The sequence below is a fragment of the Jiangella aurantiaca genome, assembly GCF_004349105.1.
Lineage (GTDB): Bacteria > Actinomycetota > Actinomycetes > Jiangellales > Jiangellaceae > Jiangella > Jiangella aurantiaca.
In genome coordinates this window covers 65,678-89,230 of sequence record NZ_SMLB01000017.1, presented here as the reverse complement: position 1 = coordinate 89,230, position 23,553 = coordinate 65,678, and the positions used below count along the sequence as shown (strand labels likewise).

General features: G+C 72.1%; 22 protein-coding genes and 3 pseudogenes. 12 read left to right on the top strand and 13 right to left on the bottom strand.

Annotated features, from left to right (window positions below):
• Positions 1–114 precede the first annotated feature (114 nt).
• From E1262_RS14520 to E1262_RS14495, 6 genes are read left to right on the top strand one after another with little or no spacing between them, the layout of a single operon-like run.
• A complete protein-coding gene (locus tag E1262_RS14520; RefSeq protein ID WP_132103848.1) occupies positions 115–1,050 on the top strand; it encodes a carbohydrate ABC transporter permease in 936 nt (311 codons plus the stop codon).
• Positions 1,047–1,961 carry a carbohydrate ABC transporter permease gene (locus E1262_RS14515; RefSeq protein ID WP_132103847.1) on the top strand — a complete coding sequence of 305 codons (915 nt, stop codon included), beginning with the start codon at positions 1,047–1,049 and terminating at the stop codon, positions 1,959–1,961. Before E1262_RS14520 ends, E1262_RS14515 begins: the two co-directional genes overlap by 4 nt.
• Positions 1,958–2,665 (top strand): YesL family protein, encoded by a 708-nt coding sequence (locus tag E1262_RS14510; protein ID WP_132103846.1) that lies wholly within the window; start codon positions 1,958–1,960, stop codon positions 2,663–2,665. Before E1262_RS14515 ends, E1262_RS14510 begins: the two co-directional genes overlap by 4 nt.
• 7 nt (positions 2,666–2,672) lie before the next feature.
• Positions 2,673–4,046 carry an ABC transporter substrate-binding protein gene (locus E1262_RS14505; RefSeq protein ID WP_132103845.1) on the top strand — a complete coding sequence of 458 codons (1,374 nt, stop codon included), beginning with the start codon at positions 2,673–2,675 and terminating at the stop codon, positions 4,044–4,046.
• Between the two features lie 44 nt (positions 4,047–4,090).
• Positions 4,091–5,578 carry a sulfatase family protein gene (locus E1262_RS14500; protein ID WP_162605910.1) on the top strand — a complete coding sequence of 496 codons (1,488 nt, stop codon included), beginning with the start codon at positions 4,091–4,093 and terminating at the stop codon, positions 5,576–5,578.
• Between the two features lie 15 nt (positions 5,579–5,593).
• Positions 5,594–8,260, top strand: a complete 2,667-nt coding sequence (locus tag E1262_RS14495; protein WP_132103843.1) for an alpha-L-rhamnosidase — start codon at positions 5,594–5,596, stop codon at positions 8,258–8,260.
• Positions 8,261–8,302: 42 nt separating this feature from the next.
• Here the strand turns inward: E1262_RS14495 and E1262_RS14490 are convergent, their stop codons facing one another.
• The 4 genes and pseudogenes from E1262_RS14490 to E1262_RS32115 form a co-directional block, all read right to left on the bottom strand.
• Positions 8,303–8,983, bottom strand: coding sequence for an alpha/beta fold hydrolase (locus E1262_RS14490; protein ID WP_132103842.1), 681 nt, complete (start codon positions 8,981–8,983; stop codon positions 8,303–8,305).
• Between the two features lie 38 nt (positions 8,984–9,021).
• Positions 9,022–9,744, bottom strand: a complete 723-nt coding sequence (locus tag E1262_RS14485; RefSeq protein WP_132103841.1) for an alpha/beta fold hydrolase — start codon at positions 9,742–9,744, stop codon at positions 9,022–9,024.
• A gap of 67 nt (positions 9,745–9,811) precedes the next feature.
• Entirely contained in the window at positions 9,812–10,762 is a 951-nt protein-coding gene (locus E1262_RS32120; protein WP_420810529.1) for an alpha/beta hydrolase, read from the bottom strand.
• Positions 10,763–11,026: 264 nt separating this feature from the next.
• A pseudogene (locus E1262_RS32115) lies at positions 11,027–11,506 on the bottom strand (sigma-70 family RNA polymerase sigma factor); the annotation flags it as partial.
• A gap of 244 nt (positions 11,507–11,750) precedes the next feature.
• On the opposite strand from E1262_RS32115, the gene E1262_RS14475 reads away from it, so the two are divergent.
• Entirely contained in the window at positions 11,751–12,170 is a 420-nt protein-coding gene (locus E1262_RS14475) for a VOC family protein (protein WP_132103839.1), read from the top strand.
• Between the two features lie 7 nt (positions 12,171–12,177).
• Here E1262_RS14475 and E1262_RS14470 read toward each other — a convergent pair whose 3' ends face one another.
• On the bottom strand, positions 12,178–12,393 hold the full coding sequence (locus E1262_RS14470) for a hypothetical protein (RefSeq protein WP_132103838.1): 216 nt from the start codon (positions 12,391–12,393) through the stop codon (positions 12,178–12,180).
• A 116-nt stretch (positions 12,394–12,509) separates the two neighbouring features.
• On the opposite strand from E1262_RS14470, the gene E1262_RS14465 reads away from it, so the two are divergent.
• Positions 12,510–13,475 (top strand): formylglycine-generating enzyme family protein, encoded by a 966-nt coding sequence (locus E1262_RS14465; protein WP_132103837.1) that lies wholly within the window; start codon positions 12,510–12,512, stop codon positions 13,473–13,475.
• A 27-nt stretch (positions 13,476–13,502) separates the two neighbouring features.
• Here the strand turns inward: E1262_RS14465 and E1262_RS14460 are convergent, their stop codons facing one another.
• From E1262_RS14460 to E1262_RS14435, 6 genes are read right to left on the bottom strand one after another with little or no spacing between them, the layout of a single operon-like run.
• Positions 13,503–14,945 carry an aldehyde dehydrogenase family protein gene (locus E1262_RS14460; protein WP_132103836.1) on the bottom strand — a complete coding sequence of 481 codons (1,443 nt, stop codon included), beginning with the start codon at positions 14,943–14,945 and terminating at the stop codon, positions 13,503–13,505.
• Positions 14,935–16,113, bottom strand: coding sequence for a mandelate racemase/muconate lactonizing enzyme family protein (locus tag E1262_RS14455; RefSeq protein ID WP_132103835.1), 1,179 nt, complete (start codon positions 16,111–16,113; stop codon positions 14,935–14,937). The genes E1262_RS14460 and E1262_RS14455 overlap by 11 nt, the downstream gene beginning before the upstream one ends.
• Entirely contained in the window at positions 16,110–16,985 is an 876-nt protein-coding gene (locus E1262_RS14450; protein WP_132103834.1) for an NAD(P)-dependent oxidoreductase, read from the bottom strand. Before E1262_RS14450 ends, E1262_RS14455 begins: the two co-directional genes overlap by 4 nt.
• A gap of 10 nt (positions 16,986–16,995) precedes the next feature.
• Complete coding sequence (locus E1262_RS14445; protein WP_132103833.1) at positions 16,996–18,045, bottom strand: ABC transporter substrate-binding protein; 1,050 nt, start codon at positions 18,043–18,045, stop codon at positions 16,996–16,998.
• Entirely contained in the window at positions 18,042–18,866 is an 825-nt protein-coding gene (locus E1262_RS14440; protein ID WP_132103832.1) for an ABC transporter ATP-binding protein, read from the bottom strand. Before E1262_RS14440 ends, E1262_RS14445 begins: the two co-directional genes overlap by 4 nt.
• Positions 18,863–19,687 (bottom strand): ABC transporter permease, encoded by an 825-nt coding sequence (locus E1262_RS14435; protein ID WP_132103831.1) that lies wholly within the window; start codon positions 19,685–19,687, stop codon positions 18,863–18,865. The genes E1262_RS14440 and E1262_RS14435 overlap by 4 nt, the downstream gene beginning before the upstream one ends.
• Positions 19,688–19,823: 136 nt before the next feature.
• Between E1262_RS14435 and E1262_RS14430 the strand changes: the two genes are divergently transcribed.
• The 4 genes and pseudogenes from E1262_RS14430 to E1262_RS14415 all read left to right on the top strand — a co-directional run bounded on the left by E1262_RS14430 (position 19,824) and on the right by E1262_RS14415 (position 22,674).
• Positions 19,824–20,501 (top strand): GntR family transcriptional regulator, encoded by a 678-nt coding sequence (locus E1262_RS14430; protein WP_162605909.1) that lies wholly within the window; start codon positions 19,824–19,826, stop codon positions 20,499–20,501.
• 226 nt (positions 20,502–20,727) lie between these two features.
• Positions 20,728–20,973 (top strand): annotated as a pseudogene (locus E1262_RS14425) (isocitrate lyase/phosphoenolpyruvate mutase family protein); the annotation flags it as partial.
• 147 nt (positions 20,974–21,120) lie between these two features.
• Positions 21,121–21,558 (top strand): NfeD family protein, encoded by a 438-nt coding sequence (locus E1262_RS14420; RefSeq protein ID WP_132103829.1) that lies wholly within the window; start codon positions 21,121–21,123, stop codon positions 21,556–21,558.
• Positions 21,559–21,576: 18 nt separating this feature from the next.
• On the top strand, positions 21,577–22,674 hold the full coding sequence (locus E1262_RS14415; protein ID WP_132103828.1) for an SPFH domain-containing protein: 1,098 nt from the start codon (positions 21,577–21,579) through the stop codon (positions 22,672–22,674).
• A gap of 36 nt (positions 22,675–22,710) precedes the next feature.
• Here E1262_RS14415 and E1262_RS32110 read toward each other — a convergent pair.
• A pseudogene (locus E1262_RS32110) lies at positions 22,711–23,058 on the bottom strand (helix-turn-helix transcriptional regulator); the annotation flags it as partial.
• Positions 22,995–23,234 carry an AAA family ATPase gene (locus E1262_RS14405; protein ID WP_162605908.1) on the bottom strand — a complete coding sequence of 80 codons (240 nt, stop codon included), beginning with the start codon at positions 23,232–23,234 and terminating at the stop codon, positions 22,995–22,997. The pseudogene E1262_RS32110 and the gene E1262_RS14405, both read right to left, overlap by 64 nt.
• Between the last annotated feature and the right edge of the window lie 319 nt (positions 23,235–23,553).

Genomic DNA, 23,553 nt, shown 5'->3' with positions numbered 1-23,553 from the left:
CGTGATGGCCCATTTCCCGACCGGTCCGACGGCTGTTGACACGTTTCGGACGCTATTTTAAAGTCAGCTCACTTAATTTATCCACCCATCGGGCAGTGTCGCCGGGGAGGCGTGGTGAGCAGAGTCTCGGTCGTGGGTGCCGGCCGCTCGGCGCCGGCGGACCAGCGTGGCTGGCGGCGGCGGGAGAACGCCGCGGCGTTCGCGATGCTGGGGCCGTCGCTCCTGCCGTACATCGCGTTCGCGCTGGTGCCGGTGGGGTGGCTGGTGTACTACAGCTTCTTCCGGTGGAACGGCTTCACCGACCCCACGTTCGTCGGACTGGAGAACTACCAGCGGGTCGCCCGGGACGGCGAGTGGTGGGAGTCGGTGGTCACCACCCTGCAGTTCACCGGCGGGCGGCTGGTGCTGGAGATCCCGCTCGCCCTCGCGCTGGCGTACGTGTTCTTCCGCGGCGTCCGGGCGGAGTCGCTGCTGCGCACGATCTACTTCCTGCCGTACGTGCTGTCGCCGGCGATCATCGGGATCATCTTCGGCTTCCTGTTTCGCGAGGTGGGCGGGCAGTTCAACCAGATACTGGAGGGGCTCTCGCTGATCTCCGCGCCGATCAACTTCCTCGGTGACGCGACCAACGCCCTGCTCAGCCTGATCAGCGTGGGGGTGTGGGCGCACGTCGGCATCAACATGCTGCTGTTCTTCGCCGGCATGATCACGATCCCGCGGGAGCTGACCGAGAGCGCGGCGGTCGAGGGCGCCGGCGAGTGGCAGACGTTCCGCCACGTGGTGCTGCCGATGCTGATGCCGGTGGCCCGGGTGGTCGTCCTCATCTCGATCATCGGCATCCTGCGGTCGTTCGACCTGGTGAAGACGCTGACCGACGGCGGGCCGACCGGCGCGACGGACGTCATGTTCACCTACATCTACCGCTTCTTCTTCGAACCGGAGACCGTGCCGCAGATCGGTTACGCCGCGGCGCTGGGCGTCACCGCGAGCGTGGTGGTCGGCCTCGTCTCCGTCGCGTACCTGCGGGTGGTCCGGAGGGCCGAGGCATGAGCGCCGCGACCGATCTGCGGGTGGCCGGACGCGAGCAGGCGCCGGCGCCGCGGCCACCCCGGCGGCACTCCGGGAGGACATGGCTGCGCCGCGTCGTGCTGGGGGTTCTGCTCACCGGCCTCGCGGTGGTCATGCTCACCCCGCTGGTGTTCGGCTTCTTCGCCTCGGTGTCACCGCTGCGGCAGATCGTCGGCAGCGATCCGGGGCTGCTGCCCGACAGCTGGGACTGGTCGAACTATTCCGACGCCTGGACGCGGGCGAACTTCGCCCGGTACTTCGTGAACAGCGTCGTCGTCACGCTCGTCGTCGTGGTCGTCGACACGCTGGCGTCGAGCATGACGGGCTACGTCCTGGCCCGTAAGCACCTGCCCGGCCAGCGGGTCCTCGAGACCGTCTTCATGCTGACGCTGTTCATCGGGCTGACGACCGCGATGCTCTACCCGCAGTACCAGATCGCCCGCTCGCTGGGCATTGCGAACCTGCTCGGCATCTCGATGGTCGAGTACGCGGGTATCATGATCATCCACGTCTACCTGATCAAGGCGTTCGTCCAGGGCCTGGGCACCGAGATCGAGGACGCGGCCCGCGTCGACGGCTGCGGGTTCTTCGGCACCTACCGGCGCATCGCGCTGCCGTTGATGACGCCGATCCTCGTCACCACCATCGTGCTCGGCTTCCAGGCGTCGTGGAACAACTACCAGGTCCCGCTGGTGTTCTCGCTCGCGGAGGCCGATCTGCGCACGTTGATCGTCGGCGTCTCGGCGCTGCAGTACGACGCCGTCGAGGGCATGTCCGCATACAACACCGTCCTCGCCGGGGCCAACATGGCGCTCATCCCGATCATCGTGGTGTTCGTCGTCCTGCAGCGGTTCTTCGTCCGGGGCTGGACCGAGGGGGCGGTGAAGGGATGACGCACCTGCTCGCCGTCGACGGCCCGGTGTACCGGGTGCTCGCGGGCTGGACGGCGTTCCTGCGGGCCGGCGCCGTCTGGCTGCTGCTGTGCCTGCCGGTCATCACGGCGCCGGCGGCGACGGTCGTCCTCCTGCGCACGATGCACGCGATCGCCTCCGGCGAGCCGGCGCCGAGCCTGCGCGAGTCATCGCGGGCGGCCGGGCGGGCGTTCTGGCCGTCGCTCCGGCTCGCCGGGATCCTCGCGGCCGGCACCGTCGTCACCGTCACCGCGATCCTCGGGCCATCGCCCGGCGGCCCCTTGGGTGAGCTGCTCCCGCTGGCGGTCATCCCGGTCGCCGCGATGTGGGCCCTCGTGAGCACCTGGTCGCTCGCGGTGCTCGAGGAGCGACGCGACGGCGCGCGGAACGCCCTGCGCTACGCCTACCTGCGGGTCGTCCGGCGCCCGGAGCTGGCGATCGCCGCGGTGCTCGTGTGCGCCGCGGTGGCGTTCGTCGGTGTCGTCCTGCCGCCGGCGATCTGGATTCCGTACTGGTTCACCGCACCAGCCCTCTGCGCCGTCGCCGTCACCGTCACGTGCCGGCGGGCGGGCGCCTCCGTCCGAGCGTCGAGCGCTCCCACGATCAAGGAGGATCACCATGGCTGTTCGCCTTTTCCATTGCGGGACTCACCGCCGCCGGGGACCTCGCGGTCGGCGCATGGCTAGCCAAGGCATGACCCGCCGCAGGTTCCTCGAACGCGCCGCAGCGGCGGCCGCCCTGGGCGCCGGCGGCCCGGCCCTGCTGTCCGCCTGCGGCGACGACGGCGGCGACGACGGCGGCGGCGACGCGAGCGGCGGCACCCGCACGGTGGTCGTCTGGGACCGCGCCGGCGCGGAGGCGACCGCCCGGCAGGCGTTCCTGACGGCGTGGAACGAGGGCCGGGGCGCCGAGCTGGGTATCACGGTGCAGTACGAGCCGCAGGCCACGGACAAGTACGAGGAGATCGTCCGCACCGCCTTCCAGACCCAGCGCGGGCCGGACATCTTCCACGGGCCGAGCTCGATCCTCGGCCAGTTCGTCGGCGCCGGCTGGATCCAGCCATTACGCGGCCTGATCAGCGACGACGTCCTGGGGAACGCCGACGCGTACCTGCGCGACAGCAGCGAGCTGGTCTGGGGCGGCGAGCCTTACGGCGTCCCGACCACCACGTTCACCATCCGCAACAGCATCAACCGCGGCCTGTTCCAGGCCGCCGGCCTCGACCCGGACGACCCGCCGACGACCTTCTCGGCGGTGCTCGACGCCGCCCGGGCGATCACGGCCGCCGGCGGCGGCGACGCGTTCGGCATCGCACTGCCGACGGCCTGGGTGGGCTTCCTGGCCTGGATCGTCGACCCGCCCGTACTCGCGTCGAACCCCGATCTCACGCAGCTGGGCCTGTTCGACAGGAGCTCCGGCGAGTTCGCGGCCGAAAACTACGAACCCGTCGTCGAGCTCTATCGGGCGCTGGTCCAGGAGGAGATCGCCTACCCGGGTGCCGAGACGCTGAACAGCGACACCGTGCTCGGCGCCTTCGCCGAGGGCAAGATCGGCATGTACCTCAGCAGCGGCAGCATCGTGGGCGGGCTGCAGAACCTGGGCGCGCAGATCGACTTCGGCGTCGGGCCGATCCCGGTCGCCGACGGCCAGACGCAGCGGCAGTCGCCGATGAACGCCGGCTTCCCGTACTCGATCTCGTCCACCATCGAGGACGAGGAGTCCGTGGCGGCCGTCTTCGAGGTGCTGGTCGGCGCGGAGATGCAGCAGGCGCTGGCCGACGGGGGCGTACCGCCGCTGAGCACCGAGGCGTGGGACTCCGACAGCGCGATGGGCAACGACTGGCTCCAGTTGTTCCGCCCGGCGGACCTCGACACCCAATGGCCGAAGAAGCCCGGCTCGGTCGTCGCGGTCGAGGGCGAGGACGTGACGACGACGATCACCAAGCTGATCCTCGACCCGTCGCAGGACGCACCGTCGACGCTGGCGGACCTCTCCGAGAGGTACCAGCGCGCGTTCGAGACCGGCGTGGACAACGGCGAGATCGACCCTGACGAGTTCCGGGTCTGAGCCGCGGCCGCCACCGACCGATCGACCGACGCGAGGTTCTCGACGTGACTTGCCGGCCCAACGTCCTGCTCATCACCGCCGACCAGTTCCGCTTCGACGCGATCGCCGCCCACGGCAACCCGCACGTCCGCACGCCGAACCTCGACCGGCTGCTGGCCGAGGGCGTGACGTTCCGGCGCGCCTACGCGGAGTCGCCGGTGTGCGTGCCGGCACGGGCGGGCATCCTGACCGGGCAGCTGCCGCATCGCAATGGCATCACCAGCAACTCGACGCCGCTGGCCGACGGCACGCCGACCGTGGTGCGGTCGCTGGCCGCGGCCGGGTACGACACGCAGGCCATCGGCAAGATGCACTTCACGCCGGTCCGGGCCGGCCACGGTTTCGACCGGCTGTGGCTGTCCGAGGAGATCCCGGCCGCGCCGGAGGAGGACGAGTACCTCACCGAGCTGCTCGCGTCCGGGACGGATCACGTGGTGGAGCCGCACGGGATCAGGCACGAGCTGTACTACTCGCCGCAGCCCTCGCAGCTCCCGGCTCACCTGCACACCACCGCCTGGACGGGACGGCGGACGCGGGAGTTCCTCGCCTCCCGCTCGCCCGGGGGCGCGCCGTTCTTCTGCTGGACGTCGTTCATCAAGCCGCATCCGCCGTTCGACCCGCCGTATCCCTACTACCTCTGGTACGACCCGCTCGACATGCCCGACCCGGTCCGGGCCGACGAGGAGCTCGAGCGGCTCGGCTACCACATTCACAACCAGCACCGGGTGAAGTGGACGCATCCGGAGCTGGACCTGACCCGCATCCGGGTGATGCGCGCCTACTACTACGCCTGCGTCTCGCACGTCGACGCCGAGATCGGCCGGATCCTCGACCAGCTCGACGAGAGCGGGCTGCGAGAGGACACGCTCGTGATCTTCACCGCCGACCACGGCGAGTACCTCGGCGACCACTGGGCGTTCGGCAAGCGCGGCTACCACGATGCGGCGGCCCGCGTCCCGCTGGTGCTCAGCCGGCCCGGCACCCTGCCGGAGGGCGTGGCCACCACCACGCTGGCGGGCCTCACGGACGTGGCGCCGACGGTGCTCGCGGCGACCGGGGCGGTCCCGGCCGGCCTCGACCCGGACGGCCACGACCTCCTCCCGGTCGCCGCCGGGGGACAGGAAGGCGTGCGCGACGTCCTGTTCGGCCAGTACCACGTGGGCGCGGAGGCGCTCTACCTCGCCATGAACTCCCGGTACAAGTACACCTACAGCGCGGCCGACGACCGGGAGAGCCTCTACGAGGTCGGAAGCGACGAGACCGCCGACCTGGCCGGCGACGGCCGGTACGAGGCTGAGCTGACGAAGCTCCGCGACGCCCTGCTGGACCGGCTGGCGCGCGACGGCTACGGACGACCGCTGGACGGCGACGGCTGGCGCCGGTTCCCGCCGCCCGGCCCGCGCCCGTCGTACCACGACCGGGACGTGACCGGCCGGGGGCGCCAGTACCCGGTCTGGAAGGATCTTGATGAGCTCCGTCGCGACCCGGTCTGAGGAGGACACCCGCGCATGCATTCGACCCGCGTCGCCGCCGTCCGCGTCGAACGCCGCCGCGACGGCGCGTTCGCCGACACGCCCACGCCGCGGTTGTCGTGGACGGTGGAGTCCTCGACGCCGGGTTGGCTGCAGGCGGCGGCCGAGGTCCGTCTCGACGGCGCGGACGGGGTGACCGTCCGGCTGGACACCGCTGAGTCGGTCTTCGTCGACTGGCCGTTCGCGCCGCTGCGGCCGCATGCCCGCCACACCGTCGAGGCGCGGGTGACCGGCGTCGACGGCGTGACCTCGCCGTGGAGCGACCCGGTGGAGGTCCGGAGCGTGTTCCTCGCCGACGGCGAGTGGCGGGCGGCGTTCGTCGGTCTGGCCGAGCCGTCCGGCGCGGCGTGTCCCGGTCTGGTGCGGACCGAGTTCGACGTGGCCGGGCCGATCGCGTCGGCGCTGCTGTACACGACGGCGCACGGGGTCTACCAGGTGGCGGTCAACGGTGTGGACGTCGACGACGCGGTGCTCAAGCCCGGCTGGACGAGCTACCAGTACCGGATCGAGCACGACGCCGTCGACGTCACGGGGCTGCTGACCGCCGGGCGCAACGCGATCGGGATCCGGTTCGCCGGCGGGTGGTGGACGGAGGAGTACGGCTTCTATGGTCACGCCCGCCGGGTGTACGGCGACCAGCCCGCGGTGGCGGCCCAGCTGCACGTCACCTACGCCGACGGCACGTCGGAGGTCGTCGCCACCGGGCCGGACTGGCGTGGTGCGGCGGCCGGGCCGCTGGTGAGCAGCGGCATCTACGCCGGTGAGCGGATCGACGCGCGCCGCGCGGTGCCGGGCTGGTCCGAGGTGGGGTTCGACGACTCGGGCTGGTCGGCGGTGTCGGTGGCCGATGCCGGCGTCGTCCCGGAGCCGGCGGCCGCCGAGCCGGTGCGGCGCACCCAGGAGGTGCCGGTCCGCGAGGTGATCACGACGCCGTCGGGCCGCACAGTGCTGGACTTCGGGCAGAACCTGGTCGGGCGGCTCCGGCTGCGGGTGGCCGGGCCGGCCGGGCAGGTGGTGACGGTGCGGCACGCGGAGGTGCTGGAGCACGGCGAGCTGGCGGTGCGCCCCCTGCGTGCGGCCCGGGCGACCGACGAGTTCGTGCTGTCCGGCGGCGAGGACGTCTTCGAGCCGGAGTTCACGTTCCACGGGTTCCGCTACGCCGAGGTGACCGGCTGGCCCGGCGAACTCGTCCCGGAGGCGGTCGCCGCGGTCGTGGTGGGCAGCGACCTGCGCCGCACCGGCCGGTTCGAGTGCTCGAACGACCTGGTCAACCGGCTGCACGAGAATGTGGTCTGGGGGATGCGCGGCAACTTCGTCTCAATCCCGACCGACTGCCCGCAGCGCGACGAGCGGCTGGGCTGGACCGGCGACATCCAGGTGTTCAGCCCGGCGGCGTGCACGCTGTTCGACGCCGACGCGTTCCTGGCCGGCTGGCTGCGCGACGTCGCGGCCGAGCAGGCGGCGAACGGCGGCGTCTGCCCGTTCGTGGTGCCGCACGTGCTGGCCGACGGGGACCGGCCGGCGGCGGCGTGGGGCGACGCCGCGACAGTCGTGCCGTCGGTGCTGTTCGAGCGGTTCGGCGACCGCCGTGCGCTGGGCGAGCAGTACCCGAGCATGCGCGCCTGGGTCGACGCGGTGCTCCGGCTGGCGGGGGAGCGGCTGCTCTGGGAAGGGTCGTTCCAGTTCGGCGACTGGCTCGACCCGGACGCGCCGCCGGACCAGCCCGGCCTGGCCAAGGTGGGCAGCGACATCGTCGCCGGCGCGTACCTCGTCCGCTCCACGCGCCTGGTGGCCGACGCGGCCGCCGAGCTCGGCCACACCGCCGACGCCGCCCGCTACGGGGAGCTCGCCGAACGGGTGCGGCAGGCGTGGGTGCGCGAGTACACCACGGCCGACGACCGGATGGTGTCCGACGCGCAGACCGCCTACGCCCTGGCCATCGCGTTCGACCTGGTCGACGCCGACGCCGGCGCGGCCATGGGAGACCGGCTGGCCGAGCTGGTGCGCCGGGCCGGCTTCCACATCGGCACCGGATTCGTCGGCACGCCGATCATCGCCGACGCGCTCACCAGCACCGGCCACGCCGATGTCGCCGGCCGGCTGCTGCTGCAGACCGGCGTGCCGTCCTGGCTCTACCCGGTGACCATGGGCGCCACCACCATCTGGGAACGGTGGGACTCCATGCTGCCCGACGGCACCATCAACCCCGGCGAGATGACCTCGTTCAACCACTACGCCTTCGGCGCCATCGCGGACTGGCTGCACCGGCGGCTGGCCGGTCTGGCCCCGGCCGCGCCCGGCTACCGCCGGCTGCGCATCGCCCCGGTCCCCGTCGCCGGGATCGACCACGCGTCGGCCCGGCAGGAGACCCCGTACGGACCGGCCGAGGCCGGCTGGACCGCTGAGGCGGGCCGGCTGCGAGTGCGCGCGGTCATCCCGCCGAACACCACCGCCACCGTCGAACTCCTGGGTGCCGAGCCCGTCGACGTGGGCTCCGGCACCCACGACTGGACGATCCCCGACCCGCGGCTACGGTGCACCGTTCGCCGGTGTCCACGTGGTGAGAGTTGCCGGCGTTTCGGGGGCCATCATGAGGTCTTCTGGTGCACCAACACGATTGCAGGCGTGTTGAGGCTCGGGTAATCCTGGTGATGTCCGCGAGTGCCCGGATCGGGTCGGGGAGCCTCATACAGGGGTCTTCTGCTGCTTCCGTGCCGCGAGCTCGGACACGTCCCGGACAGCGTCGGCGAACGCGCCGGGCGCCTCCTGTGGGAGGTTGTGCCCGGCATCGGGGACCAGACGGTGCAGCCGCGGGCCGGTGAAGTGGGCCGCGCCCGAGCTGCCGTCGGTGGCGGGGAAGTTCCCGTCGGCCGTGCCGTCGAGGGTGATCGCCGGGACGGTGATCGCCGGCGCGAGCGCGAGTGCGGCCTCGGCCTCGGCGTACTCCGGTGCGCCGGAGACCTCCTCGAGCCGGTGGCGATACGAGTGGATGACGACATCGACCCGGTCCGGCCACAGGGCCGCCGCCACGCAGGCCGCCCGGCCGCCCCAGTCGTATCCGGCGAGGACCGCGCGGTCGATGGCGAGCGCGTCGAGCAGGTCCACGACGTCGGCGCCGAGGGCGGCCTGCTGACCGGAGCGGGCCGTGTCCGGCCGGCGGAATCGGGTCGGGCCGTGCCCGCGCAGGTAGGGCACGACGACCCGGTACCCGGACTCCGCCAGTGCCGGCGCCACGTCGACATAGCTGTGGATGTCGTAGGGGTAGCCGTGGAGGAGGACTACCGGCGGCCCGTCCGCGGGTCCGGCCCCGTGGACGGCGACGTCGAGGACGTCCGTGCTGACGTGCCGCGTCGGTAGCTTCCTCATCGCTGATTCCTCCTGGTTGGGGTTGACGAGGGCCTGCGTTACGCCGCGACGGCGTTGACGGCGTCGAGGATCGACGCGGTCACGGCGTCGGGCTCCGAGACGCTGAGCGCGTGCGACGCGCCGCGCATCTCGCGGGTCCCCTTGGCACCGGCCCGGTCCGCCAGGTAGCGGTGCAGCTCGACCGGGATGTTGAGGTCCTGGTCGCTGAAGACGAACCACGACGGGATCGACTGCCAGGCCGGCGTGTCCGTGGGCAGTCCCGCCGTGAGGGCGAGCTCCGTCACGGGGCGCTGGGTCGCGCACATCAGGGCGGCCTGGGCGGGTGAGACGTCGGCGGCGAACTGGTGGTGGAAGGCGTCCGGCCGGATGGCGAGCTCGTTGCCGCCGGTCGACACCGGGTATGCGGTGAGCGCCTCGCCGAGCGTGCCGCCTGGGAACTTGGTCGACAGCCCGAACGCGGACTCGTCGTGGTCCGGCGCGAACGCGCAGACGTAGACGAGGGCGGCCACGGTGTCGCTGCCGGCGGCCGCCTCGGTGATCACCATGCCGCCGTAGGAGTGGCCGACGAGCACGACGGGCCCGTCGATCGAGGCGATCACGTCGCGGACGTAGGCGGCGTCGCCCGGCAGACTGCGCAGCGGGTTGGCGGCCGCGACGACGTCGAACGATCGCGCCTGCAACCGCTCGACGACGCCGGACCAGCTGGCGGACTCGGCGAAGGCTCCGTGGACGAGGACGATGGTCGGTTTCTGCTCGGTCATGGGACTGCTCTTCTCGTGAGATTCGGATGAGGTTCTGGACGGTGACAGGGACGGTGGCGGCTGCGCGCTAGTCGTGGCCGAGCGCCCTGCGCAGGACGTGGATCGCCTGCTCGACGGCTGCGGTCGAGGCGGCCGTGCCGCGGACCGGGTTGAGCATCATGAAGTCGTGCAGCGTGCTGTTGTAGCGGGCGCTGGTGGTGCGGACGCCGGCCGCGGTGAGCTTGCGGCCGTAAGCCTCGCCCTCGTCGCGCAGGACGTCGTTCTCGTCCACGATCAGGAAGGCCTCGGGCAGTCCGGCGAGCTCCTCGACGGTGGCCCGCAGCGGCGACACGGTGATCTCGTCGCGCTTGTCCATCTCGGGCACGTAGGCGTCCCAGAACCACGCCATGGCCTTGGCGGTGAGGTGTGGTCCGTCGGCGAACTCGCGGTAGCTCTCGGTGTCCTGCCCGGCGTCGGTGACCGGGTAGTACAGCGACTGGTGCACGAACGTCACGTCGCCGCGCCGCTTGGCGAGGATCGTCAGCGCGGCGGTCATGTTGCCGCCGACGGAGTCGCCGGCGACGGCGAGGCGCGAGGCGTCGAGGCCCTCGCCGGCGCCGTGCTCGGTGATCCACCGCGCGGTGGCGTAGGCCTGCTCGATCGCGATCGGGTAGCGGACCTCGGGCGAGCGGTCGTACTCGACGAACACGACGGCGGCCTCCGCCCCGACGGCCAGCTCGCGGACCAGCCGGTCGTGCGTGCCGGCGTTGCCGAGGATCCAGCCGCCGCCGTGGACGTACAGGACGGCGGGCAGTGGTCCGGCGGCGCCGACCGGCCGGACGATGCGCACCCGCACGTCTCCGGCCTCCGTGGGGAGGGTGATCCACTTCTCGTCGACGTCGGGCTTCTCGACGGGAGCGGCCTGGATGTCGTCGAGCAGCTTGCGGGCGCGCTCGGGCCCGAGTTCGTACAGCAGGGGCGGTGTGGCGGCGGCGTCGGCGAAGGCCTGCGCCGCGGGCTCGAGGACGGGTCTGCTCATGGGTTTGCCTTTCTGTGGGCTCGGCTCACCGCGTAAGACCGGACAGCGCGGCGCGGCGTGACAGCCGGCGCCGTCACGAGCGGCGGTGCTGCGCGGTCGTAGTGGTACCTGGGCGCCGACCCGGCGAGCTCCGGCGGTCTCCCGGGCGAGGTGCCGCTCCAGGTCGGTGACGTTGCCAGCGCGCGCGGCGGCGAGGAAGACCTGCACGAGGCGGCTCCGGCTCGCCGCGTCCACCGGCGCCCGCCGTTCGGACGAGAGACGCCGGCGTGCGCGCCGCACGATCTGCCGCGCGTTGGCGGCGCCGAGGTGCAGCACCTCGGCGATCTGGCGATAGGGGTAGGCGAATCCCTCACGCAGCACATAGGCGGCGCGCTCGGTCGGCGTCAGCTTCGCCATCAGCAGCTCGATCGCCAGCTCGACCGCTTCCCGCCGCTCCGTGTGGACGTCGGGACCGCTGTCGTGGTCGGGCCGCTCGGGCAGGTCCGGGCCGACGTCGACCTCGTGACGCCTCCGGGCTGACTGGCCGACGTTGATGGCGAGCCGGGTGACCGTCGTCGCGAGGAACGCCGACGGATCGAGGACGACCGTCCGGTCGGTGCGCTGCCAGCGCAGCCACGCCTCCTGCACGACGTCCTCGGCCTCACCCGCGTTGCCCAGTACGCGATATGCGATCGTGAACAGCCGAGCCCGCTGGTCCAGGAAGATCGACGTCGCCCGGTCCAGGTCGTGATCGGCCTCCAGCACCTGCGTGACCACCTGTGCCTCCTGCGGATGTGCGTCGGCGGCCTCGTGGTGGCGCCGTCGGACACCAACGTCGCCCTTCGGGTGGCGCGGTCGCGCCCCGGAAAGGCCGTGGGCCGGCCCGTGGTGGGGTCCGTGGGGTCCGTGGCCGCCGCCACGGTGCGTGTGCGAGGTCGTCGTGTGTCACGGATCGCGGCGCTGCCCGGTCGTACCTTGTGGGGGACACCATCGATACGGTTGGGGCACCATGAATGACGCAGGCGTGCACCTACAGGCGGCCGTGCTCCACGTCGGCGACCTCGGCCGCGCGATCGCCTTCTACACACAGCTGCTGGGCCTGGAGGTGGCGCGCCGTACGCCGGACGCCGTCGTCCTCGCCACCCGGAGCGGCACCGCGACCCTCGCCATGCGGGAGCGGCACGTCCAGCACGTCACCGACCGCACGGTGCAGGCGCTGGTGTGGCGCCTGCCCACCATGGAGCACCTGGACGACGTCGAACAGCGGGCGAAGCGGCTGACGGGCCGGACCACCAGGCGCGTGCTCACCGAGGACGCCATCACGGTGCTGAGCGCCTGGGATCCCGAGGGGCAGCGCCTGGTGTTCCTGCATCACGACGGCGACAACGACGTGCCGAGGAGCATCCCCGCCGAGGTGTTCTGGTATTGAGACCGGCTCACGCGCCAGGAGGCTGCTCGCCGGCCGCGTCGGCGTTCTCGGCCGCGGCGAGGACTCCCTTCAGCACCGTCTCGTACTCCTCGGCGTCGGACGGGTCGAACCGCCACTGCGCCACCGGCTGCCCCATCACGTCCTCGGGGTGGCTGGACTCGACCAGCCCCAACTCCTCCCGGACCTCGCGTTCGAGCTCCGGCCTGTCCACGGATTCCGTCATCATCGCTCCATTCCCGATCTGGTTGTCAGGTACGACCGGGCACCGGCGACGTTTGTGACACAGGGGATGATGGTGTCCGGGAGCGCCCGCCACGGGCGCGCGAGCGAGGAGGGTTGATGTCCGGGTGTTGCGCGCCGTCGGCCGGTCATGGGGGTTCGGCGCAGCCGGTGGAGCTGTCGTTCGTCCCGCCGGTGCGTGCTGCGGCAGAGGTGGCGCGGGGGATGGTGCGCATCGCGGGCGGGCAGTTCTGGATGGGCGGGGACGACCCCGACGCGTTCCCCGACGACGGTGAGGGACCGGTGCGGGCGGTGACGGTGTCGCCGTTCCTCATCGACGCCACGGCGGTGACGAACCGGCAGTTCGCCGCGTTCGTCAAAGCCACCGGGTACGTGACGGAGGCCGAGCGGTTCGGCTGGTCCTTCGTGTTCCACCTGTTCATCGGGCCCGAGCAGCGTGCACATGTGATGGACGCGACGGTACCGGCGGCGCCGTGGTGGCGGGCGGTCGACGGTGCGTACTGGAAGGCGCCGGAGGGTCCGGGGTCCGATGTGACGACCCGGCCGCAGCACCCGGTGGTGCACGTGTCGTGGAACGACGCCACCGCCTACGCCGCATGGGCGGGGAAGCGGCTGCCCACCGAGGCCGAGTGGGAGCTGGCGGCGCGCGGTGGCCTGGAGCGGGCCAAGTACGCGTGGGGCGACGAGCTGGTGCCGAAGAACCGGTGGCGGTGCAACATCTGGCAGGGCCGCTTCCCGACGGTGAACACCGCCGACGACGGGTATCCGGGGACGGCGCCGGCGAAGTCGTACCCGCCGAACGGCTACGGGTTGTACGAGGTCGCCGGGAACGTGTGGGAGTGGTGCTCGGACTGGTGGTCCACCACCTGGCACGCCGAGGAGCGCCCTGAGACCCGGGTCGACCCGCACGGTCCGCCGTCCGGTGAGGCCCGCGTCACCCGCGGTGGCAGCCACCTGTGCCACGACTCCTACTGCAACCGCTACCGGGTCGCGGCGCGCACCAGCAACACCCCCGACAGTTCCACCGGCAACATCGGCTTCCGCTGCGCCGCCGACCTCCCCTGAGGCAGGGTCGGCGGCGCGCGGACGGCGTCAGCGGGCGAACGAGACGGTCTGCTCCTCGGTGAACTCGTACAGCCCGGACAGCCCGCCCTCCCGGCCGAGCCCGGCGCGGCCGAAGCCGCCGAACGGGACCTCGGGGGTGTTGGGCGCGCCGTTGTTGACGCCGACGATGCCGATATCGAGGCGCCCGGCCAGCCGCGCGGCGTGCTCGGCGTCGGCGGACATCACGTAGCCGCCCAGCCCGGTGCGCCAGCCGTTGACCTCCGCGACGACGTCGTCCTCGGCGGCGTACGGGCGTACGGCGCACACCGGGCCGAAGATCTCCTCGTGCCAGAGCCGTACGTCGGCCGTCGCCTCGAGGAGCGTGGGCGCGACGAAATAGCCCCGGGTGGTGGTCAGCGGTGCGCGGGCGACGGCGCACCCGGCGCCCTCCGCTTCGGCTACCAGCCGCTCCAGGCGCTCGACGTGCGCGGGCCGCAGCAGCGGGCCGACGTCGACGGCGGGGTCGGACGGCGCGCCGCAGGTCAGCGACACGATTCTGGACCGCAGCGCGCCGACGAACTCGTCGTACACCGACTCGTGCACGAACACGTTGTTGGCCGCGATGCACGACGCGCCGTTGTTGCGGAACTTCGCCACCAGGAGCGCCTCGAGCGCGACGCCGAGGTCGGCCCGCTCGGTGACGACGAACGGGCCCTTGCCGCCCAGCTCCATCGTCACGCGGGTCATCGACCGCATGGCGCGCGCCGCGACCGACGCGCCGACCGGCGTCGAGCCGGTGAACGTCACCGCGGCGACGAGCTCGGAGTCGACCAGCGCGGTGGTCAGCTTCTCGCCGTCGCCGACCACGACGTTGACCGCGCCGGCGGGCAGACGGCGCTCGCACAGCTCGGTGAACGCGAGGCTGGTCAGCGGGGTCAGCTCCGAGGCCTTCTGCACGACGGTGCACCCGGCGGCCAGCGCCGGAGCGACCTTGCGCGCCGGGATCGACAACGGGAAGTTCCACGGGCTCACCGCCGCGATGACGCCGACCGGCCGGCGCGACACGGTGAACCGGCGCTGCGGGGTCACGACGCCCTCGTCGCGGGGCATCGTCGCGGCGTCGGCGAACCAGTCGAAGTACCGGGCGGAGAAGCCGACCTCGGCGGTCGCCTCGCTCAGCCGCTTGCCCGACTCGGCGCTGATCACGGCGGCGAACGCGGCGGTGTCGGCGCGCAGATCGGCGGCTATCGCGCGCAGGGCGGCGGCGCGGTCGCGGGCCGGCGTCGCGCTCCAGCCGGGGAGCGCCTCGTGCGCGGCGCGGGCGGCGTCCTCGGCCGTCGCGGGGTCGACCCAGCCGACGGCCGCCAGCGTCTCGCCGGTGGCCGGGTCGGGCAGCTCGTGCGGGTCGCCGTCGACGCCGGCGCCGGCGATCCGCGCGCCGGGGGCCGTGGTGCCGGGAGCCGGGATGAGGGTGCGGGGCTCAGCGGTCATGGATGGTTCGCTCCTCCTCGTGGATGCGGAACCGGGCGACGGTGGCGGGGTCGAGCTCGATGCCCAGCCCGGGCGCTTCGGGCACGCACAACGCGCCGTCCTCCCAGCCCAGCGGCGTGGTGAGCAGGTCGGTGCGCAGCGCGTTGGGCCGCACGTCGGCTTCCACCCAGTCGACGGTGTCGAAGGCGGCCGCCAGGTGGGCGCTGGCCGCGACGCCGACGGCGCTGGAGTAGCAGTGCGGCGCAACCCGCAGTCCGGACGCGGCCGCGTACCGGGTCACCTCGCGGGCGACGGTGAAGCCGCCGGACTTGGCGAGGTCGGGCTGCACGAGCGCGACGGCGGCGGAATCCATGCAGGCCTCGAACGCGTCGAGGCCGTAGACGTTCTCGCCGGTCGCGAGCGGGACGTCGCTGTCGGCCGCCAGCTTCTGCAGGTCCTCGACCCGGTCCCCGGACAGGGGCTCCTCGATCCACCGGACGCCGTGCGCCGCGAGCATCGGCATGATCTGCACGGCCGCGGCGACGTCCCAGGCCTGGTTGGCGTCGGCGAACAGCTCGACGCCGGCGCCGATGCGGGACCGGGTGACCGACAGCGTCCGCTCGTCGCGCTCGGTGCCGAACCCGAGCTTGGTCTTCACCGCGCGGTAGCCGTCGGCGAGGGCCACGTCGCACAGCGCCTCGACGTCGGTCGGCCCGATGCCGCTGGCGTAGGCGAGCACTCCGGCGCCGCCCGCCGCCGTCCCCGTCGCCGTCGTTCCGCCGAGCAGCCGGTGGACGGGGAGACCGGCGACCTTGCCGGCGAGATCCCACAACGCGATGTCGACGCCGCTGATCGCCTGCCAGATCGGCCCGGCGCCGCCGGCCTGGCGTCCGATCGGCAACAGCCGGTCGGCCAGCCGCCGCAGCACCGCGCCCGGGTCGGCGCCGTCGGTGCCCAGCAGCAGCGGGGCGACGCCGTCGCAGTAGGTGGCCAGCCGCTCGGCCTGCGCCCAGGACGGGTAGTTGATCCAGCTCTCGCCGACCCCGGTCACGCCGTCGGCGTCGACCTCGACCAGGCACGCCCGCCGGTCCCTGAGCTGCCCGAACGACATGTCCACCGGGCCGGTGATCGGGGCGGAGAGGATGGTGACGCGCAGCCGCTCGATGGTCAGGACGTCGCCCGCACTCAACGGGCGCCCCCGGCCTCGGCGTAGGCGCGCACCAGTGCGCCGCTGTCGCGCGGCCCCAGCCCGTGCTCCAGGCCCAGCTCGTTGACGTCGACGACGGCGCGCGCGAGCGGCGCCGGCGAGCCCGACGTCTCTGCCAGGTCGAGTGCCAGCCGGTTGTCCTTGGCCAGGAGCTCCAGGGCGAAGGCGGGATCGTCGTCGCCGGTCACCATCTTCGGCGCGATCTCCTTGAACAGGTTCGAGACCGTGGCGGCGCCGGACTCGGCGACGGTGTCGACGAAGACGCGGCCGTCCACGCCGTTGCGCCGGCACAGCGTGATGGCCTCCGCCGTGACGGCGTTGATGGCGCCGAACATGAGGTTGTTGGCGATCTTCACCACCGAGCCGGCGCCGGTGTCGCCGACCCGGACCACCCTCGCGGCGACAGTGGCGGTGAGGTGCGGCCGCACCGCGTCGATCGACTCCGCCGGCCCGCCGCACACCAGCGTCCACGACCCGCATCCGGCGGGGCGGCCGAGGACGGGCGCGTCGACGTAGGTGACACCGTGCTCGGCGAGGTGGCCGGCGGCGGTGCGGGCCGTGGCCGGGTCGATGGTCGACAGATCCACGACGACCGCGCCGGCCGGGGCCTTGACCAGCACCTCGGTGGCGAGTGCGCGGACGTGCTCCGGGCGCGGCACGGACACCAGCACGAGGTCGGCGTCGACCACCACGGCGGCGGCGTCGTCGCTCACCCGGACGCCGGCCGCGGCGGCCGCGTCGCGCGCGGCGGGGGAGGGGTCGTACCCGAGGACGTCGTAGCCCGCGGCGACCGCCCCGGCGGCGGCGCGGCCGCCCATGGTGCCCAGACCGAGGACTCGGATCTGCTGTGTCATCACTGCTCCCTCACTGTTCCTTCCACTCGGCGTAGGCGTCCAGGAGGATCCCGGTGTCCACGAACTCGCCCGGCTCGACGTACTCGTCGATGCCGCCCAGCTCGACGAAGATCTGCTCGACGGCGCCGATGCTGTCCTCGAGCTCGCCGGACTCGTACATGCGCGCCCACTCGTCGTTGGGGTACAGGCGCGAGAACTCGAACTGCCGCAGCGTGTCCTCCAGCTCCTGGCTGTCGGCGTACGCGGCCTCGTGCACGGTCGTCATCGCCGCCTCGGTGTCCTCGAGCAGCCGATGGTTGACGTCGAGCCAGGCGGCCGCGATCTTGACGAGGGTGTCGTGGTCGGACTCGTAGAAGTCGTCGTTGGCCACCCAGCCTCCGATGATGGACGACTCCGGGTAGTAGTCCTTCGCCGAGCTGATCAGCTCGGCGTCGGGCTTCTCGTTGCGCACGGTCTCGTCGAACGGCACCCACAGCACGACGGCCGGCACCTGCCCGGCGACGAACGCCGTGACGGCCGACGGCATGTCCGCGTTGACGACTCTCACGTCGGCCGGGTCGACGCCCTCCTGCTTCAGCGCGTTGTGCAGGTACACGTGGGCGGTGGTGCCGGTGGCCGTCATCACCTGCTGGCCGGCGAGGTCCGCGACGGAGCGGATGCCCGACGACGGGTCGACCCACAGCTGCGCGGTGTCGAACTCGACGTCATTGGCGAGGAAGACGGTGCCGGCCCCCTGCGCCGGGAAGTTGGACAGCACCGCGCCCATGATCGCGACGTCCACCGAGCCGCCGGACAGCGCCTGGCTCAGCGCGGTCCCGGTGTCGAACGCGACCGGCTCCAGCTGCACACCGTGCTCGGCGAAGATCGCCTCCTCGGTGCCGAGCCACATGTGGGAGTCGACGGCGACGGTGTGCAGGTAGCCGACCCTGACGACGGCCAGGCCGTCGTCGCTGGTGGTGGGGCCGCTGCTCTCCAGCGCGCACGACGACAGCAGCGCCACGCCTGTGACGGCGGCGACGGCGGCCGCGAATCGCCGGCGTCGCGGCGCTCGCGCCGTCATCGCGGGCCCCCCTCAGCCTCCGTGGACTCCGAGCGCAGCAGGCCCTCCATCCGCCGCCGCAGCTCGACGAACCGGGGCGACAGCCGCGTCTCGGCCGGCCGCGGCGCGGGGATGGCGATGTCGACCACCTCGCGTACGCCGGTCGGCCGTGCCGACAGCACGACCACGCGGTGGGAGAGGAAGATCGCCTCCTCGACGCTGTGCGTGATGAACAGGACGGTGCGCCGCTCGGTGAGCTGGGTCTCGTGCAGCAGTTCCTGCATGCGCTCGCGCGTCTGGGCGTCGAGCGCGGCGAACGGCTCGTCCATCAGCAGCACCTGCGGGTCGGTGGCGTAGGCCCGGGCGATGGCCACCCGCTGGCGCATGCCGCCGGACAGCTCCTTCGGGTAGGCCGACGCGAACGGCTCCAGGCCCATCAGCTCCAGGTAGCGGCGCACCACCCGCTGCCGCTCGGCGCGCGGCCGGCGGTTGGCCCGCAGCGTCAGGCCGAACTCGATGTTCTTGGCCACGGTGAGCCACGGGAAGATCGCGTACTGCTGGAACACCACCCCGCGGGACGGATGTGGACGGGTCACGACGGCGTCGCCGACCCGCACCGTCCCGTCGTCGGGCGCGGTGAACCCGGCCGCCATGTTGAGCAGCGTGGTCTTGCCGCAGCCGGACGGCCCGATCACCGACACGAACTCGCCGGGCTCGACGGTGAACGAGCACTGGTCGAGCACCTGCAGGTGATCGCCGCCCCGGGCGTAGTGCTTGCCGATCTGATCGAAGACGATGCGGTCCGACGTCGTCGCGTGGTTCGCCTCGGCGGTGAGGGTCATCGCGTCTTCTCCTGCCAAGTGGTGAGCCGGGACTGGACGAGCTTGAGGACGAGGTCCATGAGCAGCGCGGTCGCGCCGATCATGGCGATGCCGACATACATGTCGGGGATGCGGTAGAACGTCGCGGCGTCCTGGATGGCAGCGCCGAGGCCCCGCTGGGCGGCCACCAGCTCCGCGGCGACGACGGTGGCCCACGAGACGCCGAGCGCCACGCGGACGGCCGTGAACAGGTGGGGCACCGACGCTGGCACGACCGTCCGGGCGAACACCTCCCACGGGTTGGCGCCGAGCACGCGAGTGGCCCGGACGAGCAGCGGGTCGATGCTGGAGATGCCCTCGAACAGCACGATCACCGCGGCGAAGAACGACGCGTAGACGAGGATCGAGATGCGGGCGTTCTCGCCGATGCCGAAGTAGACGATGACCAGCGGCACCAGTGCGATGGGCGGCAGCGCGCGGAAGAAGTTGACCAGCGGTTCGGCCATGGCACGCAGGGTGGGATACCAGGCCAGCAGGAAGCCGACGGGCAGCGCGAGCAGCGAGCCGATGGTGACACCGATGCAGACGCGGGTCATGCTCACCCGGATGTCGAACAGCAGATCCTGCTCGGTGAACAGCACCCAGCCGGCCGACAGCACCTCGTCGGGACGGGGCACACCCCGCCCGGAGACGATGCCGGAGACGGCGACCAGGTACCAGATCGCGACCGCGATGGCGGCGCCGAGCACGCCGAGGGCGACGCGCCGGGAGGTTCCGCTCACGGCGCCGGCGGCCGGCCGGCGGCGTCGAGGGGCGGAGCGAGTGACGGTGGTCGTGGTCATCTACGCGCCCTTTCGGTCGACGGTGTGTCCGCGACGTTACGAAGGACTGCATGCAATTGCAAGAGGAATCGGCGTGGAATCTCGCCTTTTGGGCGTCGGGCGCGCTAGATTACATGCAACGTCGAGCGGAGGGGCGATGACGACGGAGACGAGCAAGCGCGAGCAGGGGCTCGCCGAACGGGCCTACCTCGCGCTGCGCGAGGCGATCCTCGGACACGAGCTGGCACCCGGGACCCGCCTGTCGGTCCCGAACGTCGCCGAGTGGCTGGGGGTGAGCCGCAGCCCGGCCCGCGAGGCGATCGCCCGCATCGCCTACGAGGGCCTCGCCCACGTCGAACCGAACAAGGGCGCCGTCGTGGCGGACCTCGACGCGGAGTCGCTGGTCGAGATCTATGAGGTCCGCGAGGCGCTCGAAGGGCTCGCGTGCCGGCTGGCCAGCCAGCGGGCCCACGACGGCGACATCGCGGCGCTCCGCGACCTGCTGGCGCAGCACGTCGCGGCCGTGGAGGCCGGCGACGTCGAGCGCCATTACGACCTGGACATGCGGTTCCACGCTCGGGTCCGCGAGCTCGCCGGCAACAGCCGGCTGACCGCTCAGCTCGAGGTGCTCCAGCAGCAGATCCGGCTGGCGATGTACACGACGCACCGCTCGCCCGGCGGCATGCCGCTCGCCGTCACCGAGCACCGCCGGATCGTCGACGCCCTGGAGTCCGGCGACCCCGTGCTGGCCGAGGCCGCCGGCCGCTCCCACATCGCCCGGCTGTTGCGCGACCTGTCGGCCGCGGAGAAGGACCCCACCGGCCGGTACCGGTGACACGGTCGGGCCCGGCCTGGACGGTACGGCGCCACTACCCGCGGTGCACTCCCTGGTGTTGATCTTGGAGTTGTTCGGCCATCTATCGGACATTTCATGCCGCGATGGCCGAACAACTCCAAGATCAACGCGGGACAGCTGAAGAGCTCATTTCCAGACGACGGAGTGCGCGTCAGGCCTGTCGCGGTGCGGCGGCCGACAACAACGCCTCGGCGAGGCGCCGTGCCTGCCCGGCGGGGCCGTTCGGGCCGAGCGACTGGCCGGGTCCGGGAACGGGCTCCGCGCTCTGCACGTGCCGGGCACCCCGCTCGTCCTGCCGAACGCGCTGGACGCGGCCTCGGCCCGGATGGTCGAAGCCGCGGGCTTCCCGGCCGTCGCCACGAGCAGTGCGGCGACGGCGGCGGACCTCGGGTACGACGACGGCGAGGCGGCGCCGGTCGAGGAGGTGCTGGCCGCCGCCGCGCTGCTCTCCGCCGTCGCCGCCGGCAAGGACCCGTTCACGCAGTGACGTCGCGTCGGCTGCCGCCGTCGGTCACAATCCGGTGCCGGCCCTGCTGAACGGGGCGTCCGCCGAGCTAGATTGGTAGGAACCGTCCTGGATGCCCGGGAGGTCGGTTCGATGTCGTGGATCGTGTGGCTGCTGGTGGCCGCGGCGCTGGGCGCGGCGGAGTTCTTCACGCTCACGTTCGCGTTCGGGCTGCTCGCCGGTGCGGCACTCGTGGCGGCCGTCGTCGCAGGACTGGGCGGACCCTGGCTCCTGCAGATCGCGGCGTTCGCCCTCGCGGGCGCGGCCGGACTGCTGGTCGTCCGTCCGGTCGCCCGGCAGCACATGAGCCATCCGCCGCTGACCAGCGAGGGCAGTGACGCGTTGATCGGCAAGAAGGCCGTCGTGGTCGAGGAGGTCACCGCCGACCACGGGCTCATCAAGCTGTCGGGTGAGATGTGGTCGGCGCGCGCCCTGGACGACGACCACGTCATCCCGGCCGGAGCGGTGGTCGACGTCATGGAGATCGAGGGCGCCACGGCCATCGTGTACCCCCGGGAGCTGCTGCCCTGAGACGACCACGGAGGAGACATGGAACTCTTGGTGCTCATCATCGTCATCGTCGCCGTGGTGGTGTTCGGGGTGGCGTCGACCGTGCGGGTGGTGCCTCAGGCGCGTCGCTACAACGTCGAACGGTTCGGCCGTTACCGCACGACGCTCCAGCCAGGCCTGAACTTCATCATCCCGATGGTCGACCGCATCAACACCAAGCTGGACGTGCGCGAGCACGTGTTCTCGTCGCAGCCGCAGCCGGTGATCACCGAGGACAACCTGGTGGTGAACATCGACACGGTGCTCTACTACCAGATCACCGACCCACGCGCCGCGGCGTACGAGGTGGCGAACTACCTGCAGGCGATCGACCAGCTCACGGTCACCACGCTGCGCAACGTCATCGGCAGCATGGATCTGGAGAAGACGCTCACCTCCCGCGAGGTGATCAACGCCCAGCTGCGCACGGTCCTCGACGAGGCGACCGGGAAGTGGGGCATCCGGGTGAACCGGGTCGAGATCAAGGCGATCGACCCGCCGTCCACCATCAAGGAGGCCATGGAGAAGCAGATGCGCGCCGAGCGCGACAAGCGTGCGGTGATCCTGCATGCCGAGGGGGAGCGGCAGTCGAAGATCCTCACGGCTGAGGGCACCCGGCAGCAGGAGATCCTGGAGGCGCAAGGGCATCAGCAGGCCATGATCCTGCGGGCCGACGGTGAGGCGCGGGCCATCGAGCGGGTCTTCCAGGCGGTGCATCAGAACGACGCCGACCCGAAGGTGCTCGCTTACAAGTACCTCGAGACGCTGCCGCACCTCGCCGACGGCGGCAACAACACGTTCTGGGTCATCCCCGGCGAGCTCACCGAGGCGATCCGCTCCGTCACCAGCGCCTTCGGCGGCCACGCAGGCACCGTCACCCCGCCGGCGGCCGACCACGGCGGCGGCGATCGGCCGGCCGAGCTCGACCACGACGGGCACCGCGAACTCACCGCCGGCGACCGGCTCTCCGCCGACGCCGCTGCGGCCGCGGACCAGGTCGCCCAGCAGGCCGAAGCGGCGGTCGAGGACGCCAAGGCAGAAGCCGCGGCAGCCGAGAGCGGCGTCGAGAAGCGACCGGGCCGGACCTCGCGTCCATGACCTGTCGTGCACGTACTGCGCGCCGCCCGGGAACCCCTACGCCAAGGCCCGCTGGCCCAGCGTGGCGCGGATCTGCCGGCGGGAGGTGATGCCGAGCTTGGCGAAGACCTTGCGCAGTTGCCATTCGACGGTGTGCGGGCTGAGGAAGAGCTGCGCACCGATCTCCGGGTTCGTCAGACCCTCGCCGGCCAGCCGGGCGATCTGGGCCTCCTGCGGGGTGAGCGTCGTGCTGGGGCGGACCGTCTGGCGGGGGACGACGGCCCCGGTCGCCTCGAACTCGCGCCGGGCGCGTTCGGCGAAGCCGTCGGCACCGGTCTGACTCAGCAGCTCGTGGGCGAGGCCCAGGTGCTCCCTGGCGTCGGCCCGGCGGTTCTCGCGCCGCAGCCGGATGCTCGCAGCTGGACGTACTCGAGAAGCGCGGTCTTGCCGACGCCGGCCTCGCCGTGCAGGACGACGGTCGCGCTGAGGCCGCCCTGGACGCCGGCCAACAGGTCGTCGAGGGCTTGGGACTCGTTTCGCCGTCCGAGGAGACCCTGCGGCGACCGGTTGTTCGTCGTCATGGTCGTGGCACCGAGGCTACCGGTGCGACGTGGTCGCGAGCCAGGCCGCGGCAGACCCCGCCGACGCATTGTCACGTCGGGCCGGGCCGTCCGGTCGGTAGGGAGAGGTGATCGGGCGGATCCGCACGACTGGCCGAGCCGCGAGGTAAGAGCGGGAACACCGGGTTTCAGACGGCTCCGGGGCGACTGGGGTAGGCGTCAAGCAGACCGCGGCTGGTCCCACCCGCCGCCAGTCGCGGCGGACTCGTCCGGTCACCTGCGAGTGGTGAGTCGCGTGACGGCGGAGCGAGCGATCAAAGGTGCTACCTTTTACCTGATC